The following is a 17,303-nucleotide window of genomic DNA, read 5'->3' on the forward strand; positions in this document are numbered from 1 at the left end:
GCGAAAGTGAAACGTGACGAGGCTGGCCATCGGAGAGTCGAGAGAAGACTCATCTCTCTGGGGGCGCCGCCCCGCCAGGATGGAGAGACCGGAGCATGCTGGCTCGCCCGAGCCCTCGAAGCGGTCGGCGCGACGGCACTCCACCACGGCAGCAACCATCGCTCCTGCAGCATTAGCCCGATCCCTACCACCATCAGCCCCGCCGCCGCGATCCTCGGCGCACCGAAGCGTTCCTTGAAGAACAGCGCCCCGATCGCCGCACCCACGATGATCGATGCCAACTCTCAACAAGTGTCAGGGCGAAGCCTTGGGCACATCAAGGCACTTGCTGCTGCTGACCGTGGGTCATCAGCGCCGCCGACGGAACCGTCTTGATCCTTTCCGCCCGGCGCGGGCTACTGACGCTGGATCAGATGTGGAACCGTACGAGCTGCGCATGCGGCCCCCCGGGCAGCGCCTGCTCCGCGGAACTACTGCGCAGGCCCGGAAACTGGGCGTGGCGGACGCACGAGAGGCGACTGTCCTCGCCGGTGCGCTCACGGGGGCGGGCTTTGCCGTACAGTGGACTTACCGACGCGGGGTGGAGCAGCTCGGTAGCTCGCTGGGCTCATAACCCAGAGGTCGCATGGTTCAAATCCTGCCCCCGCTACCAATTCCGGCCCCTTCGACGCCCAGGCGACGAGGGGGCCGGAAGCATCTATGGCTACCCGAGCAGAGCCGTGAACGGTGACTTTGTCCGGGCAGGTGCGGTGCCCCGGTCAACTGTGCTGCATCCAGATGTTGGGCTCCCGATACACGCCCTCATCGGCGGATCGGTCGAGCCTCAGCAGGCTCAGTCCCCCCGGGATCACATAGTCGCCCGACTCGGGGAAGGCCATACCGGTCCAGCGCTCCCACTCGGCAACCGTGCCGGTCATCGTCTGCGATGCGGGGGCCGCCGACAGTATCTCGGCTCCAAGGCGCTGATGGGTCCGGATCCAAGGGTCAAGCGCCATCCCGTCCTCCCGGCGCCACCTCATGAAGGTCTCGATCGGCGTCAACGGGTACTGGGCCTTCATCGTCGGGCGGACCGGCGCAATGACCCGAGACCAGCCGGCGTCCTTCGCTGTCTGACGTAGGGCCTTGAGAGTCTCTCCCGCAAGCCCGCGTCCCTTGAGCGCCGGGGTGACGATCGCTCCGCAGATCACCAGGGTGTTCGGCTCTATTCCTTGCTCGCTGCCCTCGACGGCCCGAACAAGGGCCTGCGTATAGCCGGTGGGGAGTGCCGCGGGCACACCGTCCCAGTGGATCGGCACACCCCAGCCTGATGCGACTGGCATCTCGTGCTCATCGATCAGCATGAGATTCAGATCGGCGAAGTATTCGCCGACCCTGCCTATGTAGTCCTTCACCAGCCGGTCAGCTGTGATGAACTCCGGAAAGCCCTCACTGAAGAGCTCCTTCAAGTGTCCATCCGGCCACCTTCGTGCATCCGTTCGCTCGATCTTCAAAGCCATGCCTGTTCATAGCACACAGGCCAAGCCCGGCCGCCACTGTCGACGACGTGGCCCCCTCGCGCCCGACGAGGCATACAGCAACGGGCCGTGCCGCCAGAACCTTCGGCGTCGGGGCATCCGGCACACGATCCCGGAGAAGACAGACAGTCAGGCCGCCCGCCTTCGCAAGGCTCACGCGGCGGACGGCCACCCGGCTTCGACGAAGAGCGTTACAAGAAGCGCAACACCGTGGAACGGGCGATCAACCGACTCAAGCAGTTCCGGGCGGTGGCCACGCGGTACGACAAGCGCGGTTACGTATTCCTCGGCACCGCGACAGCAGCGGCTGTCGTCATCTGGCTCCGAACGTGATCGCCCGAACAACTCCTAGCCGATGAGGGTCTCCTTCGGGCGCACTACGCAGAACTCGTTCCCCTCCGGATCGGCCAGCACGGTCCAGGACTCGCTGCCGCTCTGCCCAACGTCCGCCCTGCGGGCGCCGAGTGCGAGGATGCGCTCGATCTCGGCCTCCCGGTCCTCCGCGGCGGACGTCAGATCGAGGTGCAGGCGGTTCTTGACGACCTTACGGTCCGTCACCGGCATGAAGCAGATGCCCACCGGCGCGGTCTCGTCCGGCCCGATCACGACCTCCCGCTCCCGCTCGGACAGGATCCGCCAGCCCAGCACCTCAGCCCAGAACCGGGCCAGGGCGGGCAGGTTGTGGACGTCGATGACGATGTGATGCAGCGAGACAGGCATGTCGGCCAGTGTGCCCGGTGATCGCCCGGACAGAACCTGGCCGCGCGAACTGGGCTTCCGTTTCGAGGACTCGGACAGTGGCGACAAGGTCGACGTGAAGTGGAACAACTCGACCACGACCCTCTTCATCAGCATCTACGCCCCCTGCGGGCGGGTTCCCGACGAATTCGTGGACAGCTACTACCACTTCCCTGAGGGAGCCTGGCACCGGGACGAGCAGGCCGCGAAGCCCTGAGCTCAAGTCTCAACAGTCTCACCTCCGTCGCCGCTCGAAGTCCACCGCCGGCCGGATCATCGACGACCTCGCTCCACGCCTGGCACTGAAGCAGCGCCGCCGCTACCGCGATCTCGATGGTGTGGATGACAAGCTCACAGTTCGCTCATTGAGTGCAGTTGGGCAAACTCGTCAGCGAGCATGCCCATCATGACGAGATCGTGGTGCCGACCGGCGAAGAACACGTGATCGCGGAGGCGACCTTCCTCGATGAAGCCGAGCCGACGTTGAAGTGCCAGCGATGCCTCGTTGTGTGCGAAGATCCGCGCTCCGCACTTATGAAAGCGCCGCTCGGCGAACATGAAACGCAGCAGCATCACCACGGCTTCTGCCGCGTAGCCTTTGCGCCGATGATCAGCGCCCATCGTGACGCCGTACTCGAACCAGCCCGCACGTGGATCAGCGTGGTGCGAGCCGACAGCACCGACTATTTCCCCCGTGTCGACGGCTTCGATTGCCAACTGGAAGCAGTCGCCATCGGATTTGGCAGCGGCCTGCTCCTTCGCCCAGGCACGGTAGCCCTCGGCGGAACGGGGTGGGTGCAGCAGGTCTCCCGACCGCTCCTCGTCCACGGCGAAGCGCAGGAACGCGGTCCAGTCGTCGGGCTCGATACCGCGCAGGCGTACCCGTTCGCCGGTCCAGAACGATGTCATCCCCTATTTGATCACGCTGCAGTGCGCGAGATCCAGACTCTCGCCAACCTCTGAAGCAGCCTGTGACCTGGCACTTCAAGGTTGCCAAACATGCCAAGTTCGGGCCGCGTTCGGCACCGGACGCTCAGACAAGCTGAACTCCGCTTCGTCCTTCTGCCATGGGCCGGCGACGACAGCAAGGGCAGCATGTAGCGGGCGCGGCGACAGCTCGGCCAACGGGGCCCGGCTGATGCCGTCGACGACATCACCGACGCCCCGCGAGGCCACGGTGCCGTGGCCTGGACGACCCGAGCGCGAGGCTGGGTGGTGGACTCGGCAGCCAGGCGTCTGGGGGCCGTCTTGCCGTGCGTGGTGCGGATGTGGTTGCCGTGGATCACGGGGAGGGGGCCACGGTCCGGCAGATCGGCGAGATGGCCGCCCTCTCCCGCACCGGTTCGGTCGCCTACGAGCTCGGCCGCCTGGGGGAGCAGCGTCCGGTCCTCCGCAGGGGCCGGTGTTGGGGGTCGGTCCGCCTCGGCAGCTGACCGCAGAGACCGACGTGTCCGATCCGCCCGGGAGGGTTGCACGGGTCAGGGACACCCGCTGGCGCGCACTTCGACCGATGCGGGCTACCGGATCGGTCATACGCCGCTCACCGGGCACAGTGCAGACACCTGCCGGGTCACGCGTGCCGGGCAAGCCCAAGGGGCACCTGGGCAAGCTCACCGCCGGGCAGGGGCCCGCGAGTAGCCGCCCGCGGCCTTCAGTTGCCCAGGAGCAGCTCGGCGACGCCTGGGCGGCCGAAGGTGACGGTCAGCAGGCGGCCGTGGTCGAGGTCGACCACTATCCGGGGCCCCCTGGTAGCCGTTGGCCGTGCGACGGGCAGGCCGATCGGTCGGGGTTGCCGCCCCGGCGCCGACACCTTTCGAGGTGACCCATACAGTGCGGCAGCGACGTCCGCGGTTTCACGTTCGGCAGGAGCCGGTGGGGCCGCTTTGTGCGCAGAGGGCGTGCAGGAGGGGGCGCAGGGCCTCAGCGAGCGCGGCCGGGTGCGTGAGGTAAGGCACGTGACCGCCCGGGAGTTCGAAGAGTTCGGTGTGCATCTGGGTGGCGAGCCACTGCGATTCTTCGTACCCGTGGTGGTAGTCCGCAGTCGGGTCGCGGTTGTCGGCGCCGGCCGTGACGATGCGCGGGACCTTCACACGGGAGAGCTCCTCAGGTGTGGGCAGGTACTCGATGAAGGCCCCGAGCTCCACGCCGAGGAACACGTCCGCGTTGGACAACAGCCGTTCACGGAGCTGCGGTTCGAGGGCCGCCAAGCCCTCCTCGCCCCAGGACCAGCGGAGCAGGGCCACCAGCGCACCCGCCAGCCCACCCGTCGCCATTCCCTTCTCGAACAAGACGCCCATCAGCCTGCCCACCTCATCGGCGTCGGAACTGACAGAGACGAACGGCGGCTCATGGAAGATCGCCGCGCGCACCACTTCGGGGTGACGCAGCACGAGGTTGGTGAGGATCACTCCACCGCCGCTCGCACCGAGCACCACAGCCGGAGCGAGATCGAGCCCGCGCAGTAGCCCCGCAGCGTCATCGGCCTGCTCATCGACGGACGTCGAGATCCAGTGCTGAGGACGTGGACTGCGCGAGTTGCCCCGCCGGTCGTACGACACCATCGTGAACTCGTCCGCGAGTGCCTCGGCGGTGTTGGTCCACAGCCCGGCGTCGCCCGTGACTCCCGAAATGCACAGCACCACAGGACCGCACCCACGCTGCTCGTAGTAGACAGTGGCGTCGCCGACGTCGATGGTGCTCATAGCAGCCGCCTTCCCGAATTCGGCCCCGCCTCCACAGGGCATTCTGCCTTGTGGAGGCTTTGCCCGGCCGGAGACAGGTCTCAGACCGGACCGGAGACGGGTCTCGGAGAGGAAGCCGCTGAGCAGCGGTTCAGACTCTCTGCGCACGTCCGTGCGGCACAGCTCGCGGCCCTGGCGCCCAGGTGATCAGGGGTATAGCCAGGCGATCGGGGCAGTGCCGGGGGCAATCATCCGCACCAAGATCGCCCCGCCCCGGGCGCAGGCCGCAACCTCGGATGGGTCAGACCACTACGGCGGGGGGACACCCGCAACGCACCGCGGTACCCCATTTCGAATATCAGCAACGCGATCGCATCGTGTTCCCCCGCGTGTTGAGCGCCTCGTATGCAGGCCGCCGCTGACTTGCGGTTGGGCGTGACGGTAGCTCGTCCGTACTGGTTCGAGTGGCTTCCCAGGTCCGCCGGCGGCGGCCGGCACTGCTTGGACCACACGATTTGCAGGTCCTCCACGGCGCGAAAGTGTTCAGCTGTCTCCGGCTCCTGATAGTCAAGGATGTGATTAGTCAATTTCTTGCGTATGATGCGGGGGAGGACTAGGACAGGGAGGGGCTGCTTCGATGGCCTTGCGACATGCGGTGCTGGCGGCGCTGTTGGACGGCGAGTACAGCGGATACCAGTTGGCGAAGGCGTTCGATATCGGTGTCGCGAACTTCTGGCACGCCCTGCCCCAGCAGCTGTACGCCGAGCTGACCAAGCTGGAGAAGGAAGGGCTGGTCGCGGGCCGGGAGGTGGTCCAGGAGGCGCGGCCCAACAAACGTCTGTTCCAAGTCACCGACGCCGGTCGCGCCGAGCTGGAAAAGTTCGCTGCTGCCGGACCGAAGCCCTCGTTCATCCGTGACGATCTGCTCGTCAAGGTCCAGGCCGCAGACCGTATCGGCACCGCGCCGGTGATCGAACAGCTCGAGGAGCGAGCATCCGCAGCCGACGGCAAGATCGAGCTTCTCGGCAAGCTGCTGCGGCAGATGCGCGGCGATGCGGACGAGGAGGAGTTCCTGCGCCAAGGGGAGCGGATCGGGCCGTACCTGACGTGCCTGCGCGGCCTGGCCTTTGAGCAGGACCACCGGGACTGGTGTCGGCGGATCGCAGCCGTCCTGCGGGAAAGGCAGGCAAGTCATGCCGAACGGTGAATACCTGCGCTACGTCGCCCTGGGCGACAGTCAGACCGAAGGGCTCGGAGACGGGGACGACACTGTGGGCCTGCGAGGCTGGGCCGACCGGCTCGCGGAGCACTTGGCGGCCGTCAACCCCGGGCTTCGGTACGCCAATCTGGCCGTGCGCGGGCGTACCGCCGGCCAGGTCCGCGCGGAACAGCTGGGACCCGCCCTGGCCCTGAGCCCTGACCTCGCCACCGTCGTCGCGGGTGTCAACGACCTGCTGAAGCCACGGTTCAATGCCGCAGAGGTGGCCGGGCACCTGGAAGAGATGTTCGCTGTGCTCACGGCCGCCGGGACGCACGTGGTGACCATGACCTTCCCTGACGTGGGGAAGATCGCGCCTCTTGCCCGGCCCATCAGGTCCCGGGTGTTCGACCTCAACACCCGCATCCGTGCCGCGGCCGCCCGTCAGGGGATCGCGGTCGCCGAAACCGGCCGGCAGGCCGTTGCCACCGACCCTCGGCTGTGGAGCACAGACCGGCTCCACGCCAGCCCCCTCGGCCATGAACGGATCGCCGCAGCCGTCGCCCACGCCATCCACCTGCCTGGAAGCAGCGAAGCCTGGACGCTCCCCCTGCCGCCACAGGCAGTCGCCGCGGGCTGGCAAGCCGCTGGAGCCGAAGTGCGCTGGGCGGCCGCATTCCTCGGCCCCTGGCTCGGGCGCCGTCTGCGTGGTCAGTCCTCTGGCGACGGCCGTACCGCAAAACGCTCCCAGCTGCTGCCCATGACCGCCATGCCGGCCCCGCCGGCAAACAGCGCTCAACGGGAATCTTCGTAGGGACGGCATCGGCCGCGGGGCGGCTTCTCTCGGACGGCCCGACGCTGTGCCGTACGTCGGAGTGACAGGCCACGGCGACCGGCGGGGTGCATTCGCGGGTACGCGGACACCACGGAATACGGTGTCCTAGCTCAGTGGCAAGTAACGGTTTCCTCCTGGCAGTTGCCCCCCGGAGACGATTCATTAAGGACCGCATGCTGGTCAACGACGCCGCCGCGCGCGGCTCGTCGAGACGATTCCCAACCCTGCGCACCAGCGCTCCTCATTGATCCGGCTCACCGACGACGGCCTCGCCGCCATCACCGCCGTGACCGCCCGCGAGCACGCCCTGCTGCGCCAGGTCGGCGGCGACCTCACCGAGCCCGACGTGGCGGCCTGCGCCCGGGTGCTGAGCGGGATGCTGGAGCTGTGTGGGCCCTATCGGATGTATCGGGGAAGCCATTTCGCTTTGTAGTCGGGGTGCCAGGCGTATTCGGCGGCCAGTTGGCGTACTGCGAAGCCGAGTCCGACGGCACGGCCGGATGCGTAGTCGTCGTTGGGACGGTCGGTGTCGCGGTCGGCCACTTCGGTGTACTCGCCGAGCAGGACGCGGCTGGTTTCGATGCGGGCCAGCGTGCGAGCCGGGTCCTGGAGCGCGATGTGCCGGTCGTAGCCAGCTCCTCTGACCGTGAACGCGATACCGGAGGTCCTGTCGTGGACCTCTCCGGGCACTTCGGCCGGGCATCTCCAGCTCGCGCCGCCGGCGTCCCGGGCGACTTGCTCCTCCTCGGTGAGCCGTGCCTCGATGAAGGTCACCATGTCTGTGTTGCCGGCCATGCGACGGTGCTTCCTCTCGTGACGTGGTGCGGTGACTGCCGGGTCATTGTGGGGGACCTTGGACCTGGTAATCCAGTTGTCTCCTGGCACATCGACGCCGTGGCCGAAGGCGAGGTGCTCCTTGTCGATCGTCGATCCGGGTGACGTCGAAGCGGTCCGCGTCCTCACCGTACGACGCTGGGTACGACCGACGGCGGCGTAGGCGGCGAGGATCGCATCACCCTTCTCGAGGCCACCCCCGGCCTCGATGTCCTCGACCGCGTAGCGAAGCGGCAGGCTCGCCACCGACACCTGGACGCGCAGCGTCTCCTCGATCACATCGTTCCAGGCCGCCGGTGGGCCACGACCACGCCGCAAGCCCAGACGCCCAGGTCGGCGAGGCGTCACGTCGGCGCCATGCTGGGGACGTCTGACCGTTGGGCGCGGCGGGTGGAATACCGGCCATGACCTCCGCCGAAGACCATCCCGCCCTGTCCGCCCTGAACCGTCGCCGCTTCCTCGTCGGCATCGGTGCCGTAGCCGGACTCGCCTCCCTCAGCCAGGTGCCGCTCGAGGGCACCGCCCTCGCAGCGCCGCGCGTCCGCAGCGGTGACTACCCGTTCAAGCTGGGCATCGCCTCGGGCGACCCGACGCCCGAGGGCGTGGTGATCTGGACCCGGCTCGTGCCCGAGCTGTTCAGCCCCGACGGTGGCATGCCCAGCCGTCCGGTGCCGGTCGACTGGCAGGTCGCACTGGACGCGGGCATGCGGAAGGTCGTCAAGCACGGCACGGTGCCGGCCCTGTCCGAGCTGGCGCACTCGGTGCACGTCGAGGTCGATGGACTCCGGCCGGGGCGGGAGTACTACTACCGCTTCCGCTACCGCGGCGACGTCTCCGAGGTGGGCCGCACCCGCACCGCGCCGCGCGAGGAGGGCCCGCTGGGGTCGCTGAGCTTCGCGTTCGCCTCCTGCCAGGACTGGTCTCACGGCTTCTACTCGGCATACCGGAGCATGGCCGAGGAGGACCTCGACCTCGTGATCCACCTCGGTGACTACGTGTACGAGTACGGAGTGCCCGCCGACGGCGGCATGCGCAAGAAGGCGACGCCCGACGTGTTGCGGGAGGGCCCGCAGAACCTCGACCGCTGGCGGATGCAGTACGCGCTGTACAAGTCCGACCCGGACCTGCAGCGCGTACACGCCCGCTTCCCGTGGCTGGTCACGTGGGACGACCACGAGGTGCAGAACGATTACGTCGGGGCGTACGACGGCACGATCAGCGCGAACCGGGCCGCGGCGTACAAGGCGTGGTACGAGCACCAGCCGGTACGCCGCCGTTCGCTGCCGCGCAAGGACGGCTCGCTCAAGCTCTACAGGCGGTCGAGCTGGGGCAGCCTTGCGCAGATCGACGTACTGGACACGAGGCAGTACCGCACTTCGCCGCCGTGCGGCTGGGGCGAGGCACCGGCGTGTGACGCCGGCAATGACCCGACCAAGGGCACCATGCTCGGCGCCACGCAGGAGGAGTGGCTGCTGGACGGGCTGCGCCACTCGGACGCCCGGTGGAACGTCATCGCGACGAGCGTGATGATGGCGCGTCTGGACCACGACGGCCCGACGGGCGACATCATCTGGCATGACGCGTGGGACGGATTCCCGGCATCGCGCAAGGCCATCACCGACACGTTCACATCGGCCAAGGTGCGCAACCCCGTCATGGTCGCCGGTGACTGGCACTCGACGTTCGTCAACGACATCAAGAGCGACTTCGACAGGCCCGAATCCCCTGTGGTGGCAACGGAGTTCGTCGGTACCTCCATCACGACCAATGGGGACGACGAGGTCTACGGGCCGTACTACGGGCCGATGATGAAGTGGAACCCGCACATCAAGTTCTTCGACGGCGACCGCCGCGGCTACGTCACCTGCAAGTTGGACGCGCGTACCTGGCCGACGGACCTGCGGATGGTCCCGACGGTCAGCCGGGCCGACGCAGCCGCGTCGACGTTCGCCTCGTTCGAGATCGAGGACCGCCGACCGGGAGCCGTCAGGGTCTAGACATCCAGGGGCGGCGCGTGGTCGGCAAGTCGTCTTGCTCTCGGTGCGCAAGGCGGGTTGCCGCGCGGCAGGCAGCAGCCGCGCGCGAGCGCAGAGCCGCCCCGCGCGCGGTACCTTCCCGCCCGCGCAGTGCATAATGCCTGCCGCATCCGCGCCACTGCGACGGTGAGACGCGTGCTCGCTGCCCACTGTGGGTGATCACCGCGTTGACCGATGTCAGCGGGTCCGAGCCGATCGCCTTGGCCAGCGGCATGCCGACGGCCAGTGGCAGTAGCACAACGGCCAGCGCCGAGCCGGTGGTGGTGACGTGCTCCCTGTGAGGGCGGCGCGGTGCGTCAGAAGTCATGGTTCTCATTCGACCAGCAACAGTGGTGGTGGAAATCGGCCCGCATACTCAGGCCGTCCGGCCCGACGTACTCAGATGCCTGGGCAGTCGACGTCCCGTAGCGGCCCACCTGCACATCCTCCCAACACCGTTGACTGCAGATTGCGAAAGGCGACGACCCGCTGAAGGGGGCCGCAGTCAGCTGATGGTCACAATGCCGAAGTGCCCGCAGAGGGCTGACCTCTGAGGGCACTTCGACGAGATCCGAAGGATCGCCTTGGCGGACTTGAAGGTGGTGGGCAGGGCCTGTCGCTCCACGTCGGTTGAGGCACGGGAAGCCGAGGGCTACAGCCGGCCGCCGGTGAGGCGCGAAAGGGGGCCGCGCTGACGAAGGCCCGCGCGACGGCCCAGCGCATAGGAGGAGGTCACCACGGTGGCCGCCACGCCTGCGCCGGCACCGGCCGCAATGGCCTTCCGGGCCTTGACGAGCGTCCAGGCCATGCCGGCCATGGCCCCGGCCCGGCCCGCCGCAGAGCCGACGGTCTGCTGAACCGTCTTGGCCTTGTCGGCGACCGCCCCGCCGAAGCCGGCGAGAGCCTCCTTGCCGCCCTGCGCGGCGGACCGGGTGGCGTCCTTGGCCTCCCGCGCCGCCGTAGTGGACGCGGCCGTGGTGTCCTTCACCGCGGCGGCAGAGGACGACGCAGAGGCCTTGGCGTCCCGAGCGGGCGCCTTGGCGCCGTTGGAGACGGCCTTCTTGGCCGACCGGGAAGCTGTCGTCTGCGGTGTTGAGTCGTTGGAATTCTTGGATTCAGCCATGGTGTTCGTGTAACCGGTCACCCCGATGGCAAACCGAAGCCCTTGCGGGCTGGGCCGAGCTCCGGCGGACTGTCCCAGGCCGGTCACTGCGAAGCCACCATCACGGTCGGGGACTTCGGGCTTGCGGCGGCATCGCGGCGGACGATCTCGTAGCCACCTTCGTCAAGGACGGTGACGGTGGCGAACCGGGCGGGCGCGTGGCGACTCGCCCGGCGCCGGAGATCCTTGCCGGTGACTGCCGCAGGCCACACGCTGTAGGCGAATCCATGAGGGAAGGGATCCTTGAGCATGGCCTTTCCAGGCGAGTCGGCGGAATATCGGACGGCGCGCAATCGGCTGCTCGACCAGGAACTCGAGCTGCGCCGCGCCACCGAGGCGCTGGCTGCCGCCAGGCGCAAACTGCCGCCTGGTGGGGTCGTCCCCGAGGACTACGTCTTTCAGGGGGCTGGGGCCGACGGAACCCCGACCGACGTGCGGCTGTCCGAACTCTTCGGGCCGGGCAAGGACTCGCTGGTGATCTACAGCTATATGTTCCCGCGACACCCCGGCGACAAGAGGCCGGGGCCCAAGGCCGGCCGGACGGCGCAGCTGAAGCTCGAGGAGGGCCCGTGCCCCTCATGCACAGCCCTGCTCGATCAGCTCGACGGTGCGGTGGAGCACGTCTCCCCGCACACCAACTTCGCGATCGTGGCGAGGGCGCCGCTGCCACGCCTCCTCACCTTTGCGCAAGAGCGTGGCTGGCGACGACTGCGCCTGCTGTCGTGCGCCGACAACTCCTACAGCCGCGACTACCGCGCCGAGACGGCGGACGGATCGGCGATGCCCATGCTGAATGTCTTCCGGCGCGACGGCGAGGAGATCCGCCATTTCTGGGGCTCGGAACTGCTCTACGCACCCACCGATCCCGGACAGGATCCCCGCCACGTCGGCACCCTCGAACCGATGTGGAACCTGTTCGATCTCACCCCGGAAGGCCGAGGAGCCGACTGGGAAGAGCAGCTGAGCTACGACCGATAGCGGCTGATGTCAGCCGGGACGCAGTTGGTTGAGGCGCAGCCGGTTTCCCAAGGGGGCGACAAGTGACAGCGCCCGTCCTGGACCTGCTGCCGGCTGCCTCACCGTCTACGCCGCCGCCGGTGCCCCCTGCTCCAACTGCTGCGGCACCACCACCGACGAGCCGGGAGACTCGGTACCACGGCTCCGCGCCCCGGACACCCATCCAGCGACGCGGGTGGCCGTCCTCGGCAGGCCCAATGACACCGCGTCCGCGCGATGACGCCGCCCCGCCCGAATTACGTCCTTCTCAACCGACTCGCTGACACAGCGATTCAACCCCCGCGGGCAGCCTTTGGGCCTACTGCACGCCGGGCGTCAATTCGATGCGCATGCCGTCGGCTTCCCGGAGGACGTAGACATGGTCGGTCTTCGCGCTCCAGCCGATCGGTACGGCGTAGTAGCGCCCGTCGCGCGCCGCGATGAGCCGCAGGCCCGTGTACCGGTAGCGAAGGTGGACACTGTTGCCGAGGTCTTCGAAGTGGAGGTCCGGTGACCGGGAGGTCAGGCCGAGCCGCTTGGCGCTGAAGACTACGAGGCCGGTGCGCTGGATCACGTCACGTTCGGCGTTTCTGGCGTCCTGCTCGCCGAGTTGGCCGGCGGCCAGGGTAACGGTCCAGAGCAGGAATACTCCGGCGGCGAAGATCGGTACAGCTGTGTCCCGCAGGCCCCTCGGCGTGTGATCGACGTCGATCCGGCGCACCTCTCCCAGCAGCAGGCCGAGGCCGATGAGGAGTGGACCGAGCCAGCGGTACGGCAGAAGCAGCTGCCAAACCCACCACAGGACGACCAGGACCAGGCCGGCTACCACGACGACCAGGTAGTAGCGGGCCAGCACCGAGGTGCCGAGCGAAGCGACGCGCACCAGGCCGCCGGGCAGTGCTTGCCGCGGCCGGCGTCCGCTGATGGCGACGGCGATGAGCAGCACGACGGCACCCACGAGGACCGGGAAGGTCATCAGATGCAGGCTCTGCAGAACGAATTCGGCGAAGCCGAATCCGAGGAAGAAGGGAGAGAGGTGGAAATGGCCGTAGTAGGCGCTCGTGTAGATCACGCCCATGTAGAACATCAACGCGGCGATGAACGACGCCTGCGCGACCACGATGTTGATCAACGCTGTCGGGGACGTCAGATCAGCCGGTCCTGCTCGCTTTGCCCACCGCGCGTCGCGAGGCTCCGATTGGCTCACGTAGCGTCCGGCGAAGGCACTTCCGGGGGCAATTGCTCCCCGGGGGGCGGCGAGCAACCGGGTGCGCCGGGGCAATCGGGAGTGGGCATGTCCGAGTGCGGTGGTGCGATGTCGGGGCCCTTCTTCTTTGACGGTCCGCTGTTTGTCGGAGGCGGCGGCGGAGGAGGTACCGACTCGCCGCCCCCGTTGGAAGGAGAGCCGCCGGAGGGCGACGGATACGCCGAGGGTGACGGCGACGTGGGGCTCGGCGACATCGGACTGGACGACATCGGACTGGACGACATTGGGCCGGGAGACCCGTCGCCCTCGCCCGGGTCCCCATTCGACCCGCAGGCCACGACCATTGCGGTGGAGGCTGCGAACACGCCGAAGCGGGCCATCCGACCGAAGCCGTTGCTCATGCGTGTCTCCATATTCGCGCGGTGCGGTCAGCGGCGAGCGTAACGTCGTCCTCGCTGGTCACACGAGGAACCGACGGCAGCAGTGAGCCCGCACCGCTCGATCGGAGCAGCGTGCTGCGGTGAGCACGAGCTTCGCGCGGAGGCGCTGACGGCGCCGCGTTGCGCGTGGTGGGTACCCATCCCCTCCGGGGACGCGTGTTGGCTGATCTCGATGAGGAGGTCGCCGGCTTCGACCTGCTGGATCCGACCGCGAGCCGTGCTTGCGGTGTCGGCGCGTTGTGCGCTCTTCGGCCTGCACGGCACACCACGACTAGAGCCAGTCCGGCCACTTCGCCGACACTCGTGTAGCGGCGCGCCTGGGGAACCCCAGCTGCGATGTGACCAGCGTCTGCCCGAGCTTCGAGCGGCAGTAGAACCACGACCGGCTGACGCACGCAGGCACACTCCAGGAGACGGTCGCCCCCTACGACTTCCGGCTAGGCGACTTCTGGGCGTTCAGCCGGTGCCAACAAGGTGGCCGATCACATCCGGGTCCTCACCGGGGCACTGGCCCAGATCCCGCACTCCTCGTCGGCGAAAATCCTGGTGCGGGTCGACGGTGCCGGAGCCACCCACGACCTGCTCACGCGCCTCGAAGCCCTCAACACCGCACGCCGCACGGTCCGTTACACGGTCGGCTGGAAGATCGGCGAGGCCAACGAGCAGGCGATCGCCAAGCTGCCGGAAACAGCGTGGGAGACCTTGCACCAGTACGGCACACTGCAGGACGGGTACGCGGTCGTGTAACTGACCGCGCTCAACACCCGTGGAGGCCGGCCGGCGGGCATGTGGCTGATCGTGCGCCGGGTCAAACTTTCCCGTCGGCAGATGAAGAACCTCACTGCCTTCGAGATCAAGACCGGCTGGCGTTACTCGGTAACCACTACCAACATCCGGCACATGTGGGGCATTGCCGGTTCACAGCACGCGCAGTGGCTCGACGTCCTGCACCGCTCGCATGCGGTCGTGGAGGACCGGGTGCGCTGTGAGACAAGGCCCGCGGCATGCACAACTTGCCGTCCCAGTCCTGGACGGTCAACCGCGGATGGATGCTCGCAACCAACCTCGCCGGCGACATCGAAGCCTTGACCAGGCTCCTGGGCCTGCAGGACAGGGACGACCTCGCAGACGCCGAACCCGACACCCTGCGCTACAGACTGTGGCACCGGCCCGCCCGCCTGGTCCGTCATGCCCGCCGACGAACACTGAAGATCCCGGACACCCGGCCCTGGCTAACCGCGTTCACCACCTGCCGGCAACGCCTCACTGCCCTGCCCGCCGCACCGACCTGAACTTCCTCAACCCGTCGGCAGAACAAGAATGGAGAAACCCGCACCACCTCCGGAGACGTGGAACCCGTACGCAACCGCCGCGACACGCGACGACCCCACCCTCACACGAGGGGTCAAAAAGGGGTGAAGTGATCGCCTCGTGCAACAGTGATCACCCCTGACGAATCGAGGTTGGGTGAAGGACTGTCCGAGGGCGTCATGGCGGGATCTGGCCATCAAAGCTGGGGTCCGCTGCTTCCAGCTTGTCAAGGACGCGGACTGTGACTACCGCATAGAGGACATGCGGGATGATGTCTGAGATCCAGTCCGAAGTTGCCCAGGTCCGTGGATCCGTGATTCCCGAAAGAATAATCGGCGCATTTGTGACAGTTAGGGCAAAGAGAGACGCAACGACATAGCGGGAAGCCTTCGTCGGAGGCCAACCAGCAGCCTGTGCCAATGACAGCGCCGCCCCCATGCCCAGCCCCACGGTGTATCCGGTCAAGGGGCCAAGGCCAGCGATCCGGTTCGCCAAGGTCTGAGCGTCCCCGGGGATTCGAATACGGAGCTTCGCAGCAAGGCTACGCACTGTGATCTCAGGAGTATCGCTGATGGGCCGGCCTCGAAGCGCGATGTCGGCATAACCCGCGATATTGAGCGCGGTCGTACCGGCGAGTCCCGCAACAGCGCCGTGAAGAAGCGGCCGCATAACTCTGATCATGGGCGGTCCTCCTGCTGAGCAATCAATCTCGAGTCGGTGACCCGTACCCCGAGGCTGAGCTTCAAGAGTCCTATTTCCGTGGACGCTCCGCATCACAGGACGTGTGAGTGGACGACGGCGGGACCAGCGGTAGGAGCGTCCGCAGAGCCCGGTTCGGGGTGAACAACCGTCCCAGCCCTTCCTGATCGGATCTTCTCGGTTGTGCGGCTGTCACCGTCCAGCTAGTCGCTCCTGCACCTCTTGCAGTACCCACCCGTTTCCGTCCGGGTCGCTGAACGAGGCGTAGGAGGCGTAGCTGCGGCCGTTTGGATCGCGGCCGTCGACCCGTACTTCAGCGCCGGTGTCGTAGACCTTGTGGAAGATCTTGCTTACCTCAACACCGCGGCCGGCGAGGTCGGCGCGGGCTTTGTCGAGGTCGAAGACCACGAGGTAGCCCTCTGCGGATCCAGGCGCCGCGGAGATGACCCCGCGGCCGAAGATGATCGAGCATTCCGACCCAGGCGGCGTCAGCTGAACGATCCGGAATTCTGGGCCGGCCTCGAAGTCCGCATCGAGCCGCCATCCCAGACTCTGGTAGAACCGCAATGCACGGTCGACGTCAGCGACGGGGATAATGTGGACCTCGATCTTCATATCCACGGTCGGCTCTTTGACGCCGCCCTGCTCTTGAGTGCTCATACTCGTTCTCCTGCGCCCGATGCCCAGAAATCCATGAGGACGACGTGGCCGCGCAGCTCTGGACGGCCGAGCGGCTCGGTATTGACGCCCCGCCGCGCGAGGGCATGTTTTCGTCGGTCGGGCACGGTCTACCGGAGGGAGCGGAAGGCCGTTCTTCCACGAGGAGTTCTGGCTGCTCCCAGGCGGCGAAGTACCCATCGTTGGGCAGCTTGTTGCAGTGTCAACCCCGTGCCACCTACATCCCCACGTTAGACCGATGGGGTACACGATGCACCCGGGAAGAACCCTGGGGTGCGTCCCGTGGCTGCACCGCCGGGGGTCTGGACTTCGTAGGAAGCGGTGGCACGGTCCCACCCGGATGTCGAGAACTCGTAAACGCACTAACCTCGAACTTTCGTGACGGGTCGTGAGTTCTTTCGGCGGCCTGATTCGGCCGGCCGGACTGGTAGTGGACAGACTGCGGGCCCGGCTGTCGCGTCGGGTGGGCACCGGGTTCCAGTGCTCCGGCAGGTGCTGCCGATTCGTCGGGGTGAGGTGTTGCCGGTCAGCCGGGGCCGGGAAGGGCTTCGAATCGCTGGATTCGGCGGTGATGACATCGGTCCAGGGCCAGTGGATGAGCTGATTGAGCTGCAGCGCGCAGCGAACCGGGCGCGCGAAGAAGCGACGGAACACGGATACTCGTCGGAAGCGTGGCGGCCGTGGCTGGACGCGGCCGAGGCGCTGACGGCTGCGATCACGGCGCACGCGGCGGCGACCGGGCAGAACCGGCACGACGTCGAGGTTGAGCTGAAGCGGCGGGCCCGGGAGTCGGGCGAGGGCTGACGGTCAGGGATCGAGGGGTTGACGCTTCCAGCCCGACGGGATGAGTGTCACGGTGATGGCACCCATGGTTGATGACCGGGTGAGAGTAGTTGAGGTACAGGAAGGTTCAACGGGTGCACGGCAGCCAGGGCAGGGGGCCGGACGCGTCGGTGAAACGGCCCGTTCCTAACCTCGGCGTTTCGGTTGCAGTG

The 17,303-nt window shown here is 67.4% G+C and carries 19 protein-coding genes, 1 tRNA gene and 3 pseudogenes; 12 read left to right on the forward strand and 11 right to left on the reverse strand.

Annotated features, from left to right (window positions below; genetic code table 11):
• Nucleotides 1-167: 167 nt before the first annotated feature.
• Nucleotides 168-278 (reverse strand): annotated as a pseudogene (locus J7E87_RS10195) (EamA family transporter); the annotation flags it as partial.
• A 296-nt stretch (nucleotides 279-574) separates the two neighbouring features.
• On the opposite strand from J7E87_RS10195, the gene J7E87_RS10200 reads away from it, so the two are divergent.
• Nucleotides 575-652 (forward strand) — tRNA-Met (locus tag J7E87_RS10200).
• Between the two features lie 106 nt (nucleotides 653-758).
• Here the strand turns inward: J7E87_RS10200 and J7E87_RS10205 are convergent.
• On the reverse strand, nucleotides 759-1,496 hold the full coding sequence (locus tag J7E87_RS10205) for a hypothetical protein (RefSeq protein ID WP_215092285.1): 738 nt from the start codon (nucleotides 1,494-1,496) through the stop codon (nucleotides 759-761).
• A 28-nt stretch (nucleotides 1,497-1,524) separates the two neighbouring features.
• On the opposite strand from J7E87_RS10205, the pseudogene J7E87_RS10210 reads away from it, so the two are divergent.
• Nucleotides 1,525-1,847 (forward strand): annotated as a pseudogene (locus tag J7E87_RS10210) (IS5/IS1182 family transposase); the annotation flags it as partial.
• Between the two features lie 15 nt (nucleotides 1,848-1,862).
• Here J7E87_RS10210 and J7E87_RS10215 read toward each other — a convergent pair.
• On the reverse strand, nucleotides 1,863-2,234 hold the full coding sequence (locus J7E87_RS10215; RefSeq protein WP_215092289.1) for a VOC family protein: 372 nt from the start codon (nucleotides 2,232-2,234) through the stop codon (nucleotides 1,863-1,865).
• Here J7E87_RS10215 and J7E87_RS10220 point away from each other — a divergent pair.
• Nucleotides 2,233-2,469, forward strand: coding sequence for a hypothetical protein (locus tag J7E87_RS10220; RefSeq protein ID WP_215092291.1), 237 nt, complete (start codon nucleotides 2,233-2,235; stop codon nucleotides 2,467-2,469). The two genes, J7E87_RS10215 and J7E87_RS10220, sit on opposite strands and share 2 nt — an antisense overlap.
• A 134-nt stretch (nucleotides 2,470-2,603) precedes the next feature.
• Here J7E87_RS10220 and J7E87_RS10225 read toward each other — a convergent pair whose 3' ends face one another.
• On the reverse strand, nucleotides 2,604-3,161 hold the full coding sequence (locus tag J7E87_RS10225; RefSeq protein ID WP_215092293.1) for a GNAT family N-acetyltransferase: 558 nt from the start codon (nucleotides 3,159-3,161) through the stop codon (nucleotides 2,604-2,606).
• Nucleotides 3,162-3,529: 368 nt separating this feature from the next.
• Here J7E87_RS10225 and J7E87_RS10230 point away from each other — a divergent pair, with 368 nt between their 5' ends.
• Nucleotides 3,530-3,685, forward strand: a complete 156-nt coding sequence (locus tag J7E87_RS10230; RefSeq protein WP_251017225.1) for a hypothetical protein — start codon at nucleotides 3,530-3,532, stop codon at nucleotides 3,683-3,685.
• A gap of 420 nt (nucleotides 3,686-4,105) precedes the next feature.
• On the opposite strand, the gene J7E87_RS10235 is transcribed toward J7E87_RS10230, so the two are convergent.
• The gene (locus J7E87_RS10235) at nucleotides 4,106-4,954 is read right to left on the reverse strand and encodes an alpha/beta fold hydrolase (RefSeq protein ID WP_215092295.1); all 849 of its coding nucleotides are present in this window, start codon (nucleotides 4,952-4,954) and stop codon (nucleotides 4,106-4,108) included.
• Between the two features lie 616 nt (nucleotides 4,955-5,570).
• Here J7E87_RS10235 and J7E87_RS10240 point away from each other — a divergent pair.
• The 3 genes and pseudogenes from J7E87_RS10240 to J7E87_RS10250 all read left to right on the forward strand — a co-directional run.
• Nucleotides 5,571-6,140: a PadR family transcriptional regulator gene (locus J7E87_RS10240; RefSeq protein ID WP_215092297.1), complete on the forward strand. Its 570-nt coding sequence runs from the start codon at nucleotides 5,571-5,573 to the stop codon at nucleotides 6,138-6,140.
• On the forward strand, nucleotides 6,127-6,945 hold the full coding sequence (locus J7E87_RS10245; RefSeq protein WP_215092299.1) for an SGNH/GDSL hydrolase family protein: 819 nt from the start codon (nucleotides 6,127-6,129) through the stop codon (nucleotides 6,943-6,945). The genes J7E87_RS10240 and J7E87_RS10245 overlap by 14 nt, the downstream gene beginning before the upstream one ends.
• A gap of 197 nt (nucleotides 6,946-7,142) precedes the next feature.
• Nucleotides 7,143-7,399: pseudogene (locus J7E87_RS10250) on the forward strand (hypothetical protein); the annotation flags it as partial.
• Here the strand turns inward: J7E87_RS10250 and J7E87_RS10255 are convergent.
• Nucleotides 7,363-7,761 carry a DUF6221 family protein gene (locus tag J7E87_RS10255; RefSeq protein WP_215092329.1) on the reverse strand — a complete coding sequence of 133 codons (399 nt, stop codon included), beginning with the start codon at nucleotides 7,759-7,761 and terminating at the stop codon, nucleotides 7,363-7,365. The pseudogene J7E87_RS10250 and the gene J7E87_RS10255 sit on opposite strands and share 37 nt — an antisense overlap.
• Nucleotides 7,762-8,204: 443 nt before the next feature.
• On the opposite strand from J7E87_RS10255, the gene J7E87_RS10260 reads away from it, so the two are divergent.
• Nucleotides 8,205-9,797, forward strand: a complete 1,593-nt coding sequence (locus J7E87_RS10260) for an alkaline phosphatase (RefSeq protein WP_215092301.1) — start codon at nucleotides 8,205-8,207, stop codon at nucleotides 9,795-9,797.
• A gap of 670 nt (nucleotides 9,798-10,467) precedes the next feature.
• On the opposite strand, the gene J7E87_RS10265 is transcribed toward J7E87_RS10260, so the two are convergent.
• Both J7E87_RS10265 and J7E87_RS10270 read right to left on the reverse strand, forming a co-directional pair.
• Nucleotides 10,468-10,938 (reverse strand): hypothetical protein, encoded by a 471-nt coding sequence (locus tag J7E87_RS10265; RefSeq protein ID WP_215092302.1) that lies wholly within the window; start codon nucleotides 10,936-10,938, stop codon nucleotides 10,468-10,470.
• 83 nt (nucleotides 10,939-11,021) lie between these two features.
• Nucleotides 11,022-11,228, reverse strand: coding sequence for a hypothetical protein (locus J7E87_RS10270; RefSeq protein ID WP_215092304.1), 207 nt, complete (start codon nucleotides 11,226-11,228; stop codon nucleotides 11,022-11,024).
• Between J7E87_RS10270 and J7E87_RS10275 the strand changes: the two genes are divergently transcribed.
• A complete protein-coding gene (locus J7E87_RS10275; RefSeq protein ID WP_215092306.1) occupies nucleotides 11,227-11,955 on the forward strand; it encodes a DUF899 family protein in 729 nt (242 codons plus the stop codon). The genes J7E87_RS10270 and J7E87_RS10275 overlap by 2 nt on opposite strands.
• 337 nt (nucleotides 11,956-12,292) lie before the next feature.
• Here the strand turns inward: J7E87_RS10275 and J7E87_RS10280 are convergent, their stop codons facing one another.
• On the reverse strand, nucleotides 12,293-13,105 hold the full coding sequence (locus J7E87_RS10280; RefSeq protein ID WP_215092308.1) for a hypothetical protein: 813 nt from the start codon (nucleotides 13,103-13,105) through the stop codon (nucleotides 12,293-12,295).
• Between the two features lie 989 nt (nucleotides 13,106-14,094).
• Between J7E87_RS10280 and J7E87_RS34960 the strand changes: the two genes are divergently transcribed.
• Nucleotides 14,095-14,367, forward strand: a complete 273-nt coding sequence (locus J7E87_RS34960) for a hypothetical protein (RefSeq protein WP_251017226.1) — start codon at nucleotides 14,095-14,097, stop codon at nucleotides 14,365-14,367.
• 257 nt (nucleotides 14,368-14,624) lie between these two features.
• The gene (locus J7E87_RS34965) at nucleotides 14,625-14,912 is read left to right on the forward strand and encodes a transposase (RefSeq protein ID WP_251017227.1); all 288 of its coding nucleotides are present in this window, start codon (nucleotides 14,625-14,627) and stop codon (nucleotides 14,910-14,912) included.
• Nucleotides 14,913-15,108: 196 nt separating this feature from the next.
• Here J7E87_RS34965 and J7E87_RS10290 read toward each other — a convergent pair whose 3' ends face one another.
• Entirely contained in the window at nucleotides 15,109-15,612 is a 504-nt protein-coding gene (locus tag J7E87_RS10290) for a hypothetical protein (RefSeq protein WP_215092311.1), read from the reverse strand.
• Nucleotides 15,613-15,822: 210 nt separating this feature from the next.
• Nucleotides 15,823-16,290, reverse strand: a complete 468-nt coding sequence (locus J7E87_RS10295; RefSeq protein WP_251017228.1) for a VOC family protein — start codon at nucleotides 16,288-16,290, stop codon at nucleotides 15,823-15,825.
• Nucleotides 16,291-16,899: 609 nt separating this feature from the next.
• On the opposite strand from J7E87_RS10295, the gene J7E87_RS10300 reads away from it, so the two are divergent.
• On the forward strand, nucleotides 16,900-17,112 hold the full coding sequence (locus J7E87_RS10300; RefSeq protein ID WP_308312891.1) for a hypothetical protein: 213 nt from the start codon (nucleotides 16,900-16,902) through the stop codon (nucleotides 17,110-17,112).
• Nucleotides 17,113-17,303: the final 191 nt, after the last annotated feature.

It is taken from the genome of Streptomyces sp. ISL-1, from assembly GCF_018614585.1.
In the GTDB taxonomy this organism is placed as follows: Bacteria; Actinomycetota; Actinomycetes; order Streptomycetales; family Streptomycetaceae; genus Streptomyces; species Streptomyces maoxianensis.